The organism is Paenibacillus sp. BK033, from assembly GCF_004345425.1.
In the GTDB taxonomy this organism is placed as follows: Bacteria; Bacillota; Bacilli; order Paenibacillales; family Paenibacillaceae; genus Pristimantibacillus.
In genome coordinates, this window is sequence record NZ_SLVP01000001.1 from 190,265 (window position 1) to 206,417 (window position 16,153).

12 protein-coding genes are annotated in these 16,153 nt (G+C 52.1%); 10 read left to right on the forward strand and 2 right to left on the reverse strand.

Features of this window, described 5'->3' with window-relative positions; translation table 11 throughout:
* Nucleotides 1–3: 3 nt before the first annotated feature.
* The 10 genes from EV294_RS00860 (at nt 4) to EV294_RS00905 (ending at nt 14,253) form a co-directional block, all read left to right on the forward strand.
* The gene (locus EV294_RS00860; RefSeq protein ID WP_132303147.1) at nt 4–1,572 is read left to right on the forward strand and encodes a response regulator; all 1,569 of its coding nucleotides are present in this window, start codon (nt 4–6) and stop codon (nt 1,570–1,572) included.
* 15 nt (nt 1,573–1,587) lie between these two features.
* Nucleotides 1,588–3,321: a sensor histidine kinase gene (locus EV294_RS00865; protein ID WP_132303148.1), complete on the forward strand. Its 1,734-nt coding sequence runs from the start codon at nt 1,588–1,590 to the stop codon at nt 3,319–3,321.
* Nucleotides 3,322–3,454: 133 nt separating this feature from the next.
* Nucleotides 3,455–5,167, forward strand: a complete 1,713-nt coding sequence (locus tag EV294_RS00870; protein WP_132303149.1) for an ABC transporter substrate-binding protein — start codon at nt 3,455–3,457, stop codon at nt 5,165–5,167.
* A gap of 89 nt (nt 5,168–5,256) precedes the next feature.
* Nucleotides 5,257–6,228, forward strand: coding sequence for an ABC transporter permease (locus EV294_RS00875; protein WP_132303150.1), 972 nt, complete (start codon nt 5,257–5,259; stop codon nt 6,226–6,228).
* A 39-nt stretch (nt 6,229–6,267) separates the two neighbouring features.
* Nucleotides 6,268–7,188: a carbohydrate ABC transporter permease gene (locus EV294_RS00880; RefSeq protein WP_132303151.1), complete on the forward strand. Its 921-nt coding sequence runs from the start codon at nt 6,268–6,270 to the stop codon at nt 7,186–7,188.
* A 97-nt stretch (nt 7,189–7,285) separates the two neighbouring features.
* Nucleotides 7,286–9,349: an alpha-glucuronidase family glycosyl hydrolase gene (locus EV294_RS00885; RefSeq protein WP_132303152.1), complete on the forward strand. Its 2,064-nt coding sequence runs from the start codon at nt 7,286–7,288 to the stop codon at nt 9,347–9,349.
* A 27-nt stretch (nt 9,350–9,376) separates the two neighbouring features.
* Nucleotides 9,377–10,384 (forward strand): endo-1,4-beta-xylanase, encoded by a 1,008-nt coding sequence (locus EV294_RS00890; protein ID WP_132305194.1) that lies wholly within the window; start codon nt 9,377–9,379, stop codon nt 10,382–10,384.
* Between the two features lie 74 nt (nt 10,385–10,458).
* Nucleotides 10,459–12,024 (forward strand): glycoside hydrolase family 43 protein, encoded by a 1,566-nt coding sequence (locus EV294_RS00895; protein ID WP_132303153.1) that lies wholly within the window; start codon nt 10,459–10,461, stop codon nt 12,022–12,024.
* A gap of 211 nt (nt 12,025–12,235) precedes the next feature.
* The gene (locus tag EV294_RS00900) at nt 12,236–13,360 is read left to right on the forward strand and encodes an NADH-dependent flavin oxidoreductase (RefSeq protein WP_132303154.1); all 1,125 of its coding nucleotides are present in this window, start codon (nt 12,236–12,238) and stop codon (nt 13,358–13,360) included.
* Between the two features lie 185 nt (nt 13,361–13,545).
* Entirely contained in the window at nt 13,546–14,253 is a 708-nt protein-coding gene (locus EV294_RS00905; protein WP_132303155.1) for a DNA alkylation repair protein, read from the forward strand.
* A gap of 109 nt (nt 14,254–14,362) precedes the next feature.
* Here the strand turns inward: EV294_RS00905 and EV294_RS00910 are convergent, their stop codons facing one another.
* Entirely contained in the window at nt 14,363–15,553 is a 1,191-nt protein-coding gene (locus tag EV294_RS00910) for an MFS transporter (RefSeq protein ID WP_132303156.1), read from the reverse strand.
* Between the two features lie 36 nt (nt 15,554–15,589).
* Entirely contained in the window at nt 15,590–16,105 is a 516-nt protein-coding gene (locus EV294_RS00915) for a hypothetical protein (protein WP_132303157.1), read from the reverse strand.
* Nucleotides 16,106–16,153 lie beyond the last annotated feature (48 nt).

Here is a 16,153-nt window from a genome sequence, read left to right on the forward strand (position 1 = left end):
CATATGTACAAAGTGCTTTTAGTGGATGATGAGATGTTTGTGCGCAAAGGGTTAAGAAATTTAATAGATTGGGAATCGCTTGGCTATGACATTTGCGATGAAGCGGGTAACGGACAGGAAGCCTTAGAGAAAATACGGCTGCTTAAGCCGGATCTTGTTATCGCGGATATCCGGATGCCGGTGCTGGACGGACTGGAGCTTATTCAAAAGGTTACCGAGGAAGGCGCGTACAGCCCCGCCTTTATTATCGTCAGCGGGTATCATGATTTCCAATATGCGCAGCGCGCTCTCCGTTACGGCGTCCATGACTATATATTAAAGCCTATCGATGAGGCTGAACTGGAAACAACCTTGAAGACGCTTTCCGGAACGCTGGGCTTAAAAAAGCTGACAACAATCGCAGGGGACAGCCTGGTTACCGACTCTATCGTGGAAACGCTTGTTCAAGGCCAGTTCTCGGAGGCCGATAACGGAGCTTTATGCGCCGCGCTGCAAATGCCGGAGTTCTCCAGCTTTGATTATGTGCTGGTTGAGCTTCATGCCGGTCCGCAATCCGCGTGCACCGACTGGCAGGCCAAGGAGCTGGCTGCTGCAGCGCAATCGGTGAGCGCTGCTCCGAACGGCAAAATTCCGGTCTATGAGCAGGCGAGCGGTTTATTTGGTTTGCTGATTGACCAGAAGACGTACTTTTCGCCGGAAACGCGGGCGGAAACCGTCTATAGCAGCCTTCAAGCAGCGATTACGAAGTCTTCCGGCAGACCCGTCACCTTGTATATCGGCAAGACCGTGGAACGGCTGCAGGAAATGCATCTTTCCTACAGGTCGGCAAATGAAGCCATGTCCTATAAATACGCCGAGCAAGGCAGCACCGTTATTTACGCGAACCAGGTACAGGGGACTCCGCTGTATTATTTCGATGTTGATTCGGAGCTGTACGGCAGATTGCTCGAGAGGCTGGAGGAGAACGACGCGGAATTGTATGAGCAGGATATTGAACTGTTATTCCGCCAGTTCGTGGAGAAGCGGTTTGCGCCCAATGCGGTTGCCAATACCATTACCCGGTTTGCGATCGGGATTATTAATATTATCCGGAAGATGGAGGGTGACGAGAAGGGACTTAGCAAGCTCCCGTTCATCATGGATTGGCAGGGCAGCCATAGCCGTCTGCAGGATTTGAAGGGCCTCTTCACGGATTTCCTCCGCGAGGCTGCCGCTTATCTGGCCGAGCTGCGGAACGAGCAGTCCAAGGGCGGGATTGAACGCATCAAGAAATACATCGAAGCGAACTATACCGAGAATATCAGCCTTAAGAGCATTGCGGGCAAATTTTACATGAACTCCGTTTATTTGGGGCAGCTCTTCCGCAAAACCTACGGGATTTATTTTAATGATTTTTTACTGCATATTCGGATCGGAGAGGCCAAAAAACTGCTTCGACAGACCGATTTCCGGATGTACGAGATTGCGGAGAAAGTGGGCTTTCAGAACGCCGATTATTTCGTGACCCAATTCGAGAAGCTGGAGAAAGTGACTCCGACCGATTACCGCAACAAGCTGCTGGGCAAAAAATAAACGGGTGGAGATTTGATGGGCAGATTTCATTGGAATCATCTTAAATTGCGGGACAAGCTTTTGCTGATGTATATCTTATGCGTATTTATCCCGATCGTATTGACTAACATCGTTTTTTATAACGTGACAACCAACAATATTAAAAACCAAAAATCGCATGACGCCGACATCGCCCTGGAGAAGCTTCAGGGCGAGCTTCGCGCTGTCATCGACGAGGCCGCGGGCATCTCGTACCTGTATTATATCGATCCGATGCTGAATCAGCTGCTGGACAAAAAATACGAATCCCAAATTGAATACGTAGAGGCTTTCAACAATATTCGAAGCGTCTTCAACAAATCCGAGCAGGCGTACAAAACGACCAGCGCCACGGTTATTTATACCGATAATCCAACCGTGCTTTCCTCCGGACCTATAATGCCTCTTGGCGAAGCGGAGAGGGAAGCCGACTGGTACCGGGATTTTATGAAGACGGATGTGTCTTATCCGTTGTTCATACAGGATGGAGACACGTTTAGCCTCGTTCAAAGACTGAACTATGTCAAAGGCAACGGCTACAACAATCTGATCAAGATTGATCTCAACATGGCGACGGTCAAGCAGCTGTTTGCGATATCCGGCTTTGAGGGCAGTGTGTACTTCCTGAATCCGGAAGGTACGGTCCTCTACTCCAATGACCCCGGCGTAGACTGGCGCTCACAGGGGCTTAAGATCGAAGCGCTGCCGATGCCGAAGAACTCACTCTCCTTTGACAAGGTTTACACCAACAACAATTACTTGAACGACTGGTCTCTGCATGGCGTCATTAACGAGAGAAGCTTCCTGCATGACGTGCGGAAATCCGGCTCCTTCGTCATCTATCTGGCGCTTATTAATTTCGTGCTGCCTTCTTTGATTATCGCCGCATTGTCCAGATCCATAAACAAACGTCTCGTCAAGATTGTAAAGCATATGAAAAAGGTAAAAAACCAGCATTTCGAGACGATCCCGCTTGACGACGCGCGCGATGAGATCGGCCAGTTGACAGGAGAATTCAACCGGATGACCAAGCGGATCGACAATCTCATTACCGACGTCTACCTCGCCGATATCCAGAAGAAGGATCTGGAGATTCGTCAACGGCAGGCCCAGCTTCATGCCCTTCACAGCCAGATCAATCCCCACTTCCTGTTCAATTCGCTCGAAACGATTCGGATGCGGAGCCTGATGAAAGGGGAGACCGAGACGGCAAAGACGATTCACTATATGGCAAAGATTTTCCGGAAGTCGATTTCCTGGAAGCGAAGCTGGGTATCGGTCCGCGAGGAGATTGAGCTGACCGAATGCTTCCTTGAAATCCAGAAATACAGGTTTGGCGATAAGCTGCAATACCGGATTACCGTTGAGGAAGCGGTTTACGATCAGATGATCCCGAAGATGACCTTCCTGCCGTTTGTCGAGAACGCCAGCATACATGGCATTGAAAGCTCTCCGGGAATCGGTCTTATTCAGATTCACATCGGGATTGCCGGCGGCAAGCTGATGTTCAGGCTGTCGGACAACGGGATTGGCATGTCCGAGGCCAAGCTGACGGAGCTGCTGAATTACCTGCGTTTGGATGATTCCATCGGAGACAATGTCGGCATGAAAAATGTGTATACCCGGCTGAAGCTATGCTATAAAGACTCCTTCGATTTCGACATTATCAGCGAAGAAGGCCATGGAACAACCGTTGAGCTGCGCCTTCCTCTCGACATGAACGGACAATAAAGGACAAAAAAGCTGAACTATGCTTTTCAAAGTACGAACTAAAGTTTGAGGGGTAATCAAGCTTTCGGATTCGTTTTATGATGAAAGTGCTTACAACAAACACGTTGAAATGACGAAAGGGGTCTAAACAGAAATGGTTAACAAAAAGCTTTTAACTGTCAGCTTGGCTGCTGCTATGTTAGCTGTTACGGCATCCGCTTGCGGTGGCAATAACGATAACAGCAATGGGAATAGCGGTAACTCCGGCAACAGCGGCAATGCAGCTTCCAACTCCTCTTCTCCGGAAGCGGATGACAAAACACCCGTCACTTTCTCGTACTACAGCTTCTCCAGCCAGAAGGACACTCTTGCGAGCGACACCGTTATCGGTAAAGAGCTGCAAAAGCAAACCGGCGTGGACTGGAAAATGGAATTCCTCGTTGGCGACCCGCAAACGAAATCCGGCGTTATGATCGCAAGCGGCGACTATCCGGACGTTATCGTTCCGGAAGGCGAAATCGACAAGCTGCTAGACGCCGGCGCTTTTATTCCTCTTGATGATCTGATCGAGAAATACGGTCCAAACATCAAGCGCGTATACGGTCCTTATTTCGATAAATTCAGACAAGCCGACGGCAAAATGTACTTCCTTCCGTTTGGCGCGAACCAAGGCTACATCGGCGATCCGGGCATCAGCCAAGGCGCATTCTGGATCCAGCGCTCCGTCCTGAAGGAAGCGGGTTATCCGAAGATCAAGACGCTTGACCAATACTTCGATCTGATCAAGCAATACCAAGAGAAGCATCCGCAAGTGGACGGCAAGGACACGATTGGCTTTGCCTCCCTTGCAGGTCCTGCCGACAGCTTCTTCTCGATCACGAACCCTTCCATGCACCTTGCGGGGTACCCGAATGACGGCGACGTTATCGTCGACATGAACACGCATGAGGCTAAAACCTACGCCGCTACGGACATCGAGAAAAAATGGCTGCAAAAGCTGAACGAAGTAAACGCGGAAGGATTGTTCGATCCGGAGACCTTTACGGCGAACAAAGACCAATTCCTGGCGAAGCTGACTTCCGGCCGCGTGCTTGGCTACTTCAACTATGCATGGCAGGTTGGCGACGCGACGAACAACCTGAAGAAAGCCGGCATCGACGAGAAGCGTTACGCTCCGCTGCCAATCGTGTTCGACGAGAATACAAAAGACCAATACGTAGATCCGCCTAGCTTTGTTAACAACCGAGGTATCGGTATCTCGGTAAAAGCGAAAGACCCTGTACGCATCATCAAGTACTTCGATAACCTGCTTAAAGAAGAGAACCAGGTTCTCGTTCAGTGGGGCGTTAAAGACCAGAACTATACCGTGGACGCAAACGGCCGTTACGTAATGAGCGCGCAGCAAATCGCCGACCGCAACGACCCCGAGAAGAAACGCACCATCGGATGGCAGTATTTCGAATACAGCTGGCCGCGTTACGGCAACAACTCCGTACTGGCCGACGGCAACGCATACGGCGTAGGCAACCAGCCTGAAGTGGCTTACGCGGGTTACACGGACGGCGACAAAGCGCTGCTGGACGCCTACGGCGTGAAGACCTTCTCCGAATACTTCTCGAAGCCTGACGAGCGCGCTTGGTACCCGGCATGGAGTATCAACAAAGGCCAAGGCACGCCCGAGCAGATCTTCCAGCAAAAAGCCGGCGACCTGCAAAAGAAATTCGTTCCGAAGCTCGTTCTTGCCAAGCCAAGCGAATTCGATTCGATCTGGAACGACTATGTGGGCCAAATGGGCAAGCTTGACGTGAAGGGCTATGAAACTTTCGTAACGAAGGTGGTACAGGACCGCATCGCGGGCAAGTGGTAATGAGATAAAAGTAGACGGAAGGCCGGAAAGCTGATTCCGGCCTTCCGATCTATTGGATTCATGCAGGATGCTAGAGAGGGGAAGAGCAAGTGGAGAACATACAAAAAGCTGCACCATCTGTTGTCAGGAGTCCCAAAGCAAGCGAATCGCGGCTTCAACTGTTTTTCAAAAAGCTAATGCAGCAAAAAGTGCTCGTGTTTATGTCGATGCCGTTTGTATTATGGCTGTTCCTGTTTAAGTACGTACCGCTCTGGGGCTGGACCATTTCCTTTCAAAAGTTCAGACCGGCTAAGGATTTGTTCGATCAGGAATGGGTAGGCTGGAAAAACTTCCGCTTCCTGTTCAACGACGATTCCTTCTACCGCGTGTTAAGAAACACGATCGTGATGAGCTCCATCAATCTCGTATTAGGTTTTGTTACCGCCATCGTACTGGCGATATTATTAAACGAGCTTCGCCAAGTGATGTTCAAGCGGGTCGTTCAGACGATCAGCTACTTACCGCATTTCATTTCCTGGGTCGTTGCGGCCAATATTATATCTTCGGCGCTTGCGCCGGAAGGGATCGTTAATATCCTATTGACGAAAATGCATCTGATTGATCAGCCTGTCTTATGGCTGGGCAAAGGGAATTACTTCTGGGGCATCCTTGGTGCGTCGGAGGTTTGGAAGAACGTTGGCTGGAACACCATTATTTATTTGGCGGCCATTACAACCATTGATCCTTCCCAATATGAAGCTGCCGAGATTGACGGGGCGAACCGCTTCCAGCGTATCCTGCATATTACTTTGCCGGGTCTGAAGTCGGTTATCGTGATCCTGTTGATCATGAACCTTGGAAATATTTTGGAATCGGGATTTGAGCCGCAATACCTGCTGGGCAACGGGATGACCGTGGACTATTCCGAGAACCTTGATATATTTGTGTTGAAATACGGCATGAACATGGGCAACTATTCCTTGGCTACCGCAGCCGGCATGTTCAAAACGGTCGTTAGCTTTATCTTCCTCTTGTCGGCCAACTCGATTGCGAAGCGGCTTGGCGAGAGCAGACTGTTCTAGATTGACCCGAAAGTTGGATGAAGCAAGGAGGCTATCGACATGAAAGAGAGTTCGGCCAAAGCCAGGTACAGCTCTTTACCGGATAAGATTTTTGATATAAGTAATATAGTTTTTATGTTGCTCGTCGTGACGGTTACGCTATATCCTTTCCTTAATATGTTCGCGTTGTCGTTCAACGATGCGAATGATTCGATCCGCGGCGGCATTTACGCTTGGCCAAGGATGTGGACCTGGGATAACTATCATTACATTTTTAATGAAGCATCGATCTATCACGCTACGCTGATCTCCGCCTTGCGTACCATTGCCGGAACGGTTACTTCCGTCTTCTGCACGGCTATGCTGGCTTATACGATCAGCCGCCAGGAGTTCGTCCTCCGCAAATTCGTAACGCTGGTCGCGATCTTCACGATGTACTTCAGCGGCGGTCTCATTCCCGGGTACCTGCTGATCAAAGAGCTTCATATGATTAACTCGTTCTGGGTTTACATTATTCCCGGCATCATCGGCGTCTTTAATATGATCGTTATCCGTTCCTTTATCGAGGGCTTGCCGGACGGCATTATGGAATCGGCGAAAATCGACGGCGCGGGAGAGTTCATCACCTTCATGCGCATCGTATTGCCGCTGACCGTGCCTGCTCTTGCGACCGTATCGCTCTTCGTGGCGGTGTATCAATGGAATTCCTGGTTTGACGTATTCTTGTACAACTCATCGCATCTTAACCTGAGCACCCTGCAATACGAGTTGATGAAAATACTGCAAACCTCCAATACGGCGGCATCGTCAACCAATGCAGGCGATCAGTTTGCAGCCGGACAAAGCGGCGTAACGGCGGTTACGCCAACCTCGATTCGCGCGACGATGACGATAGTTGCGAGTCTGCCGATTATTCTGGTTTATCCGTTCCTGCAGAAATACTTTGTTAAAGGGATGACCGTCGGCGGCGTTAAAGGTTAATCGCTTGAATCGCGCGTCCCTCGACTTGTATCGGGCGGGCGCGTTTTTGTTCGAATTCCGGCTGTTCGCGGGACAATTTCTATTAGGGGGATGAAAGATGGGAGACAACGGATACGCAGCATGGCTGAGATACGATCAGGTGAAGGACGAAAGGCTTGCCGAGCCATACAAAAGCTGGGCGGGCGAGCTTGTGCTGCCTTCGGGAGTGCCGGTTGAGGGGATCCTGAAAACGGCCGCTTTGGAATTGTCGCGGGGAATCCGCTCCATGCTGGGCGCAGCGCCTTCGGTTACGCATGAAGCCTCTTTGCAGCGGTTTATCGTGCTGGAGGTTCTCGGCGGCAACTCTTGGGTGGATCAGTCGGCCGGCGATGCGGCGGCTCTATCTGATGAGGGCTACCTCTTAAAAACCGTTCGGGAGGCGGAGAAAGAGTATATCATCGCGGCCGGCAAGTCCGAGAGAGGAGTATTGTACGCGGTATTCCATCTGCTGCGCCTGATGCAGTCCGGGGCTGCGATTGATCAGTTGAATCTGGCCGAGTCGCCGAAATACGGCCTGCGCATGATTAACCATTGGGATAACCTCGACGGCAGCGTGGAACGCGGTTATTCCGGCCGTTCGATCTTTTACGATAACAACCAGGTGCTGTCCGATTCGGAACGGATCCGCGATTATGCCCGTCTGATGGCATCGGTCGGCATTAACGGCATTGCCATTAACAATGTCAACGTGCACCGCGAAGAGACGTTTCTTATAACGGAAAAGCTTCTTCCGGATGTTGCGAGCATTGCCGGGGTGTTCGGCGAATACGGCATTAAGCTGTTCCTGAGCGTGAACTACGCCGGAACGATTGAGATTGGCGGCCTGGAAACGGCCGATCCTCTTGATCCGGCCGTGCGCGGCTGGTGGAAGGAGAAGGCGGCCGAAGTGTACCGTTATATTCCGGACTTTGGCGGCTTCCTGGTAAAAGCCGATTCCGAGAATCGTCCCGGTCCGTTTACCTACGGACGCGACCATGCGGACGGAGCCAACATGCTGGCCGAAGCCTTGGAACCGTACGGCGGACTTGTGCTCTGGCGCTGCTTCGTCTACAACTGCCATCAGGACTGGCGCGACCGTTCAACCGATCGTGCGCGTGCCGCTTACGATCACTTTAAGCCGCTGGACGGACGCTTCAAGGACAATGTGATTCTGCAGATTAAGAACGGTCCGATGGATTTCCAGGTCCGCGAGCCGGTCTCGCCGCTCTTTGGCGCAATGGAGCATACCAACCAGATGATGGAGTTTCAGATTGCCCAGGAATATACGGGCCAGCAGAAGGATGTCTGCTTCCTCATTCCGCAGTGGAAGGAAGTCTTGAACTTTGATACCCATGTCAAAGGTGCGGGCAGCACGGTCAAGGAGATTGCGGCAGGCAGCGTCCATGCCTATACTTATAGCGGCATTACGGCCGTCAGCAATATCGGCAATGACGAGAACTGGACCGGGCATCATCTCGCGCAGGCGAATTTGTACGGCTACGGCCGCTTGATCTGGAATCCGGAGCTGTCTTCGGAGGAGATTGCGGCGGAATGGGCTGTTCAGACGTTTGGGGGGGACAACAACGTCCGGGAGGTACTCGTTAACTTCCTGCTTGAATCCTGGTCCATCTACGAGAGTTATACGGCGCCGCTTGGCGTGGGCTGGATGGTTACGCCTCATTACCACTACGGACCGGATATTGACGGCTACGAATATTCCAAGTGGGGAACGTACCATTTTGCCGACCATAAGGGTATCGGAGTGGACCGTACGGCTGCGACGGGTACAGGCTACAGCAGCCAGTATACGCAGCCGATTGCCGAGGTCTACGACAGCCTGGAGACTTGCCCGGACGAGCTGCTGCTCTTCTTCCATCATGTGCCTTACACGCATCGGCTGAAATCGGGCAAGACGGTTATTCAGCATATTTACGATACGCATTTCGCCGGCGTGGAGCGGGTGGAATATTGGATGAGCCGCTGGCAGGAGCTTGAGGGTCTCGTTGACGGCAACCGGTTCCGCCATGTAATGGGCCGCATGAATAAGCAGCTGGAGAATGCCAAGCAATGGCGCGACATCGTTAATACGTACTTCTTCCGCAAATCCGGCATTCCGGATGCTCATAACCGGGTAATTTACTAATCCAGAAGGAAAGAGTTGATGCAGATTATGTCATACCTTTCGAAGCTTCCGGCACTTCATTCCGTTTATAAGGATTACTTTGATATCGGAGCAGCGGTTAATCTGACGACGATTGCATCCCAGAAGGATGTGCTTACTGCCCATTACAACAGTCTGACGGCTGAAAATGATATGAAATTCGAGCGCGTGCATCCTTCCGAAGAGGCGTACACGTTCGAAGCGGCGGATAAGATCGCCGACTTTGCGGCGGCTAACGGCATGAAGCTGCGCGGGCATACGCTGGTCTGGCACAATCAGACGCCTGACTGGGTATTTGAAGCTCCCGGTGGTGAACCGGCCGACAGGGAAACGCTGCTAGCCCGGATGAAGAGCCATATCGATACCGTTGTTGGCCGCTATAAAGGCATTATTTATTGCTGGGATGTTGTAAATGAAGTTATTGAGGATAAAAGCGGCGTATGGCTCCGGGAGTCCAAATGGCTGAACCTGGCCGGTGAGAACTTTATCGCAAAAGCTTTCGAATATGCGCATGCGGCCGATCCTAACGCCCTACTGTTCTACAATGACTATAACGAATGCAACCCGGAGAAGCGGGACAAAATTATACGTCTCGTTCAATCGCTGCAGGCTAAACAGGTTCCGATTCACGGAATCGGCCTGCAGGGACATTGGAATCTGAACGGTCCAAGTCTTGCCGAAATCCGGGAAGCCATCGAGCGTTACGCGGCAACGGGGCTTAAGCTGCAAGTAACGGAGCTGGACATATCGGTATTTGATCATGACGATAAGCGGACGGATCTGACGGAGCCTTCGGCGGACATGCTGGAGCGGCAGGCGGAACGTTACGGGCAGGTATTCGAGCTGTTCCGCGAATACAAAGAGGTAATTACCGCGGTTACGTTCTGGGGGGCAGCCGACGACTACACCTGGCTGGATAACTTCCCCGTACGCGGACGGAAAAATTGGCCGTTTGTATTTGATGGGAAGCATGAGCCAAAAGCATCCTTTTGGAAAATTACGGATTGGCGGAAATAAGCATAAACCTGAAACGGAGTCCTTCGCAGGGGCTCCGTTCCTTATCTTAATCGGGAAGCGGGGCAAATCGATTCATGACACGCGCGTTAACAGGCAAAATCACGTACCGGAACCCGGTACTGCCGGGCTTTTATCCGGACCCAAGCGCCGTTCGGGTTGGCGAGGATTATTACATGGTGACCAGCACCTTTGAATATTTTCCGGGCGTTCCGGTGTTTCGCAGCAAGGACTTGGTTCATTGGGAGCAGATTGGTCATGTATTGACGAGGGAAAGCCAGGTGAATCTGCTAAGCCGCAACAGCTCGGAAGGCATCTATGCGCCTACGCTTCGTTATCATGAAGGCGTCTTTTATATGATTACAACGGATGTGTACGGGATCGGCAACTTTTATGTAACCGCAACGGACCCGGCAGGGCCATGGTCCGATCCGATTCGCATCCCTTACGGCAATATCGATCCTTCGCTTTTTTTTGACGATGACGGCAAAGTATACGTATCCGCGCAGGCGGGCTTTGGCGAGACATCCCATATTATCCAATACGAAATTGACATCCTGACGGGCGAGGCCTTATCGGAGCCGGTTGTCGTATTTGAGGGAGATGAAGGGCCCTGGGTCGAAGGACCGCATTTGTACAAAATAAACGGCTTGTATTACATGATGACGGCATCGGGGGGAACGGGGCCGATGCACCGGGAGATTATCGGACGCGGCACCTCCCCGTACGGACCTTTCGAAATGCTGCCGTACCCCATTCTGACGCATAACGGGTTAAAGGATCATCCGATTCAATATACCGGCCATGTTGAGCTGCTTGACGACGTGAATGGCCGGTGGTGGGCACTGTTTCTTGGCGTCCGGCCGCAAGGCGGCAAGGGCAGCGTGCTTGGGCGCGAGACGTTCCTTGCCCCCGTTCGCTGGAGCGAAGACGGTTGGCCGATAATAGACAATAACGAAGGTCACGTATCAATGGTTATGGAAGGTCCGGCTATCCGGGAGAGCAAACCCTCCCCGTCCGGCTTGGATAAGTCGGTGACCACCAAGTTCTCTTCCGAAGGGCTTGGCCTCGAATGGATGTATAACCGCGTGATCCCCGGGCAGGAGGAGCTGTCGTTAACGGAGAGGGAAGGCTGCCTTCGACTAAGCGGCAATGCCAACGGTCTTCGCGACGGTGGAGCCCATGTATTCGTATGCCGCCGCCAGCAGCATCATCGGATGAGCATCGAGACCCGCCTGACCTTTGTTCCTGGAAGAGATGGCGAGCAGGCGGGAATTGCCGCTCGGCTGAGCGACAAGTCTTATTGCGCGATAGGCATAACGAAGAAAGCCGGACAGACCGGCATTCTTGTAACGGCGATGGCGCAAGGAAGCGGGACGGAAGCTTTTACCCCGATTGAGGAGCAGGTTCCCGTACGCCTGTCGATCCGTACGGACGAGAAGGAATACGAGCTGCTGTATACCTTGGGCGGAGCGTCCGCGGAGTGGGTTAGCCTTGGAGCCTTGCCGGCGGAAGCCTTAACGCCGGATGCCGATGGAGCTTTTACAGGCGTATGCCTTGGCATGTTTGCTGCGGGAACGGAGGAGGGACCTTCCGCTCCGGCTTATTACGATTATTTCGAGTATCGTCCCGAATGTGATTAATACGCAAATAAGGACTGTAGCGATGCTGAGTTTCCGACTCTCCATCGCTATTTTTTTGTTTCTGTAGCCGCTCCTTTTTATGGGCAGAATAGAAGAGCGTAAAAAATGACAATTATTTGCTTGACTTCGCTAACTGTATATAATATTATTACAGTAACAAAAGTTGTTACAGTTAGCGCGCGAAAAAGAGAATACGATAGGAGTGGAGTTTTTGAAACAGAAATTCAAACCTTTATTCGAATCCTTTACTTTCCCAAGCGGCGTGGAAGTAAAGAACCGCATTGTAATGGCGCCTATGACGCACTCATCCTCGAATGACGATGGAACGGTAACGGATGCGGAGCTGGAATACTACGCCCGCCGCTCCGAAGGCGCTGGGCTGGTTATTACGGCATGCATCTATGTCACGCCTAACGGTAAAGGATTTCCCGGGGAATTCGCAGGCGACAGCGATGCCATGATTCCGGGGCTTACTCGTCTTGCGGAGACGATTAAAGCCAAAGGGGCGAAGGCCGTTCTCCAAATTTTCCACGGCGGCCGCCGGGTACCGCCTGCATTGGTGCCTAATGGCGACGTGGTCAGCGCTAGCGCCGTTGCGGCGGCGGAAAGTCCTGACGTTGTTCCGCGCGAACTGACGCATGAGGAGATTGAATCGATTATCCGCGATTTTGGCGAGACGACCCGCCGCGCGGCGCTTGCCGGCTTCGACGGCGTCGAAATTCACGGCGCAAACACTTATCTGCTGCAGCAATTTTATTCTCCGCATTCCAACCGCAGAAACGATCAATGGGGCGGAGATATCGACCGGAGACTTACATTCCCGCTTGCCGTCGTCGATGAGGTGAAACGCGCGGCGGCTGAGCATGCCAAAGGGCCGTTCCTGGTCGGATACCGGTTCTCGCCAGAAGAAGCGGAGACACCGGGGCTTACGATGGAGGATACGTTCCGCCTGTTGGATGAGCTTGCGCAGAAGGATTTGGATTATCTTCATGTCTCGTTGTTTGATTTCCGTTCCAAGCCGGCGCGTGGTGCGGATGATAGCAAAACAAGGCTGGAATGGATCGCGGAGCGAGTAGCCGGCCGCGTACCGGTTATTGGCGTAGGCTCCATTCATTCGGCGGATGATGCTCTTGAAGCCAAGCAAACGGGTATACCGCTGGTCGCGATTGGCCGCGTACTCCTTACGGACCCGGATTGGGTACAGAAGGTGGAAGAAGGACGCGAGGATGAGATTCAGTCCCGCTTAAGCTTAAGCTCGCAGAAGCGGCTTGTAATTCCCGACGGTTTATGGCGCATGCTGACCGCAAGAGAAGGTTGGCTGTCATTTACCGATTAATATAAATGAGGGCTGACAATGCGGCGCATGATGCGCTGATTGTCAGCCCTTTTTGTCATTCCAAGAATTCACCGGAATGAAATCGCCCGGCCTAGGATGGCGATAGCCGTTTCACTTCGTTTGCGCAAGTCTTGCCCCGAGCAGTATACTCGTAGCATATGACCGTTGTAATTGGAGGCCAAGAAATGACCTTTGATGAAGTTTTGCAGGCGTTAGAGGAAATGGGAAGCGAGCAGACCAAGAGCACCTACGTGCGGCATGGCGCGAAGGAGCCTTTCTATGGCGTGAAGATCGGCGATATGAAGAGGCTGGTCAAGGAGGTCAAGAAGGATCAGGAGCTGGCGTACAAGCTGTACGATTCCGGCAATCATGATGCCATGTATTTGGCAGGTCTGACCGTTAATCCGAAAACAATCCCCAAGGAGATGCTCCGGCATTGGGTGAAGCAGGCTTATTGGTATTCGCTTGCGGAATATACGGTCGCGAATGTAACGGCGGAGAGTCCTTATGCGCGTGAGCTTGCCATGGAATGGATGTTGTCTCCGGAAGAGATGGTCGCGGTAGCCGGATGGAGCGCCTATGCGAATTACGTGACGATCGCTCCGGATGAAGAGCTCGATTTGACGGAAATCCGCGGGCTTCTAGAGCAGATAAAGAAGACCGTTCATGAAGAGCGGAACCGCGTGCGGTATACGATGAATACGTTTGTTATTTGCGTCGCGTCTTACGTCGCACCCCTGACGGAGGAAGCAAAAGCCGTAGCGGACGCGATTGGCGCCGTAAAAGTTGATGTCGGCGATACCGCCTGCAAAGTTCCGCTCGCCTCCGACTATATCGCCAGGATGGAAGCTAGAGGAAAGATCGGCACGAAGAAGAAAACTTGCATATGCTAGCGAAAAGCTGCGCCACCGGACGGTGAACGCAGCTTTTTCCTATACTGTGCTTCTATTTTATTAACGAAACGCAGGCTGCCCCTCCTAAGGACGGCGCAGCCGTTTACGCTTATCCCGCAGCCTGCAGGGCTGCTTTTTTGGCCGAGCGGTCGAGACTGTAGCTGTAGGCTGTAGCGGCAAAAGCAAGCAAGGCGAGTACGACCGCTGCCCACGGAAGATAACGCAAACCATAATGATCGGTAACGAAGGCGCCGATCGAGGAGCCGACCGCAATCCCGATATTGGCGCTGATGGGCAGCAGGGAAGAGGCGAAATCCTTCGCTTCGGGCACGTATTGCTCGGTCAGATGGATGAAATACAGCTGGCAAGCCGCATTGATCGAGAATGAAATAAGCGCAATAGCCATCAAGCTGACGATGCCAAGCCACTCGAATGATAAAGTAAAGCCAAAGATGACGTAAACGACGGCATGGACCAGGAACAGCGTTTTCAGCTTCGCGACATAAGTGCCGCTTGCGATTTTGCCGCCAAGTATATTGCTGACGATCGTTACCGCTCCGTAGACAAGCAGGATGGTGCTGGTTCGTTCTTCCGAGATATGCATAACGTCCAGCATAAGCGGATTAATATAAGTGTAAATGACGAATATGGCCGCAACCCCGATTATCGGGATAAAGAAGGCAAGCAGCACTCTCGGGTTTGTCATTAACCGAAACTGATTTTTGAGCGAGCTTTGAACGGCGGGCAAATCCTTCGGGACGATTCGATACAAAAGCAGGAGGCTGATAATCCCGCAAGCCGCAACCAGCCAGAAGGCCGCAGGCCATTCGAAGTGCAGGCCTACGAAGGTACCGATCGGAACGCCAAGCACGTTGGCGATGGTGAAGCCGCCAATAATATAGGAGAGGGCCAGCCCTCTTCGCTCAGGCGACACATAATCCGTGCAGATGGACACGGCCAGGGAAACGCTCAGTCCGCAGAAGACAGCCGTTGCCATGCGGGTAAGAAACAATACGGGATAGGAGAAGGACAAGGCGCTTCCCATCGTGAACAAAACAACCAATGAAGCACCTAGCAGCAAGGCGCGGCGTTTCGTAAAGTAACCGGCCGCCATCATGACAAAAGGCGTACCGGCCGCATAAGCAATCGCAAAGCCGGAGACCATAATGCCGGTCTGCGCAACGGAGACGCCAAGGCTGCTCGCAATGGGCGTAAGCAAACCAACGATGACATATTCGGTCGTGCCCAGGATAAAGGCCAGCAAGGTAAAGGTAAAGATAAGCAGGTTTTCTCTTTTCATGTTGAAGATCCTCCAGGTTTATCGCTTCTATTGCTTCTACCAACGTTCGGAGCCAAGAAGCTTATTGCCCCTTGTGGACAGATAAGCTTGATTCCGGCTCGCCGTCCAGCTTCGCATCCGCTCCTTCAGCATGGACCGATTATCGGGGACTGCCGGAAAGTAGGAGATCGGAAGCCAGCTGTAATCCGGCAGGCCGTCCAGATCCACGCTGCAGGCTTTCGCGTTATATATAAATAAATCGCCGATATTTGCAATGCTCCAATGGTTGACCGGAACTTGAACCGATTGCTGGAGGCATATCCCGCCTTTGACGGGAGCGGGCTCGCCAGGGCAGAGATGCGCCCAAAGTTCGGTTGTACCGAGTATTTCGCTAAAGGCCTGATAGACAGGCTCATACATACGTATATCCCATAAATATTGATGGTGAATGTCGTAAGGCTGATCTACGGGAAGCTCCTTCACCCATAGAAGGTAACGCAGCGCATAAAAGTGCGTCACCGCTCTCGGAAATAACGCAAAGCCATGCTGCTCCCAGCATTCCATCTCGCGCATGCTATCACCTCTTTTGGCTTGCTGTCTACAGTCAAAGCTTAATGGAAG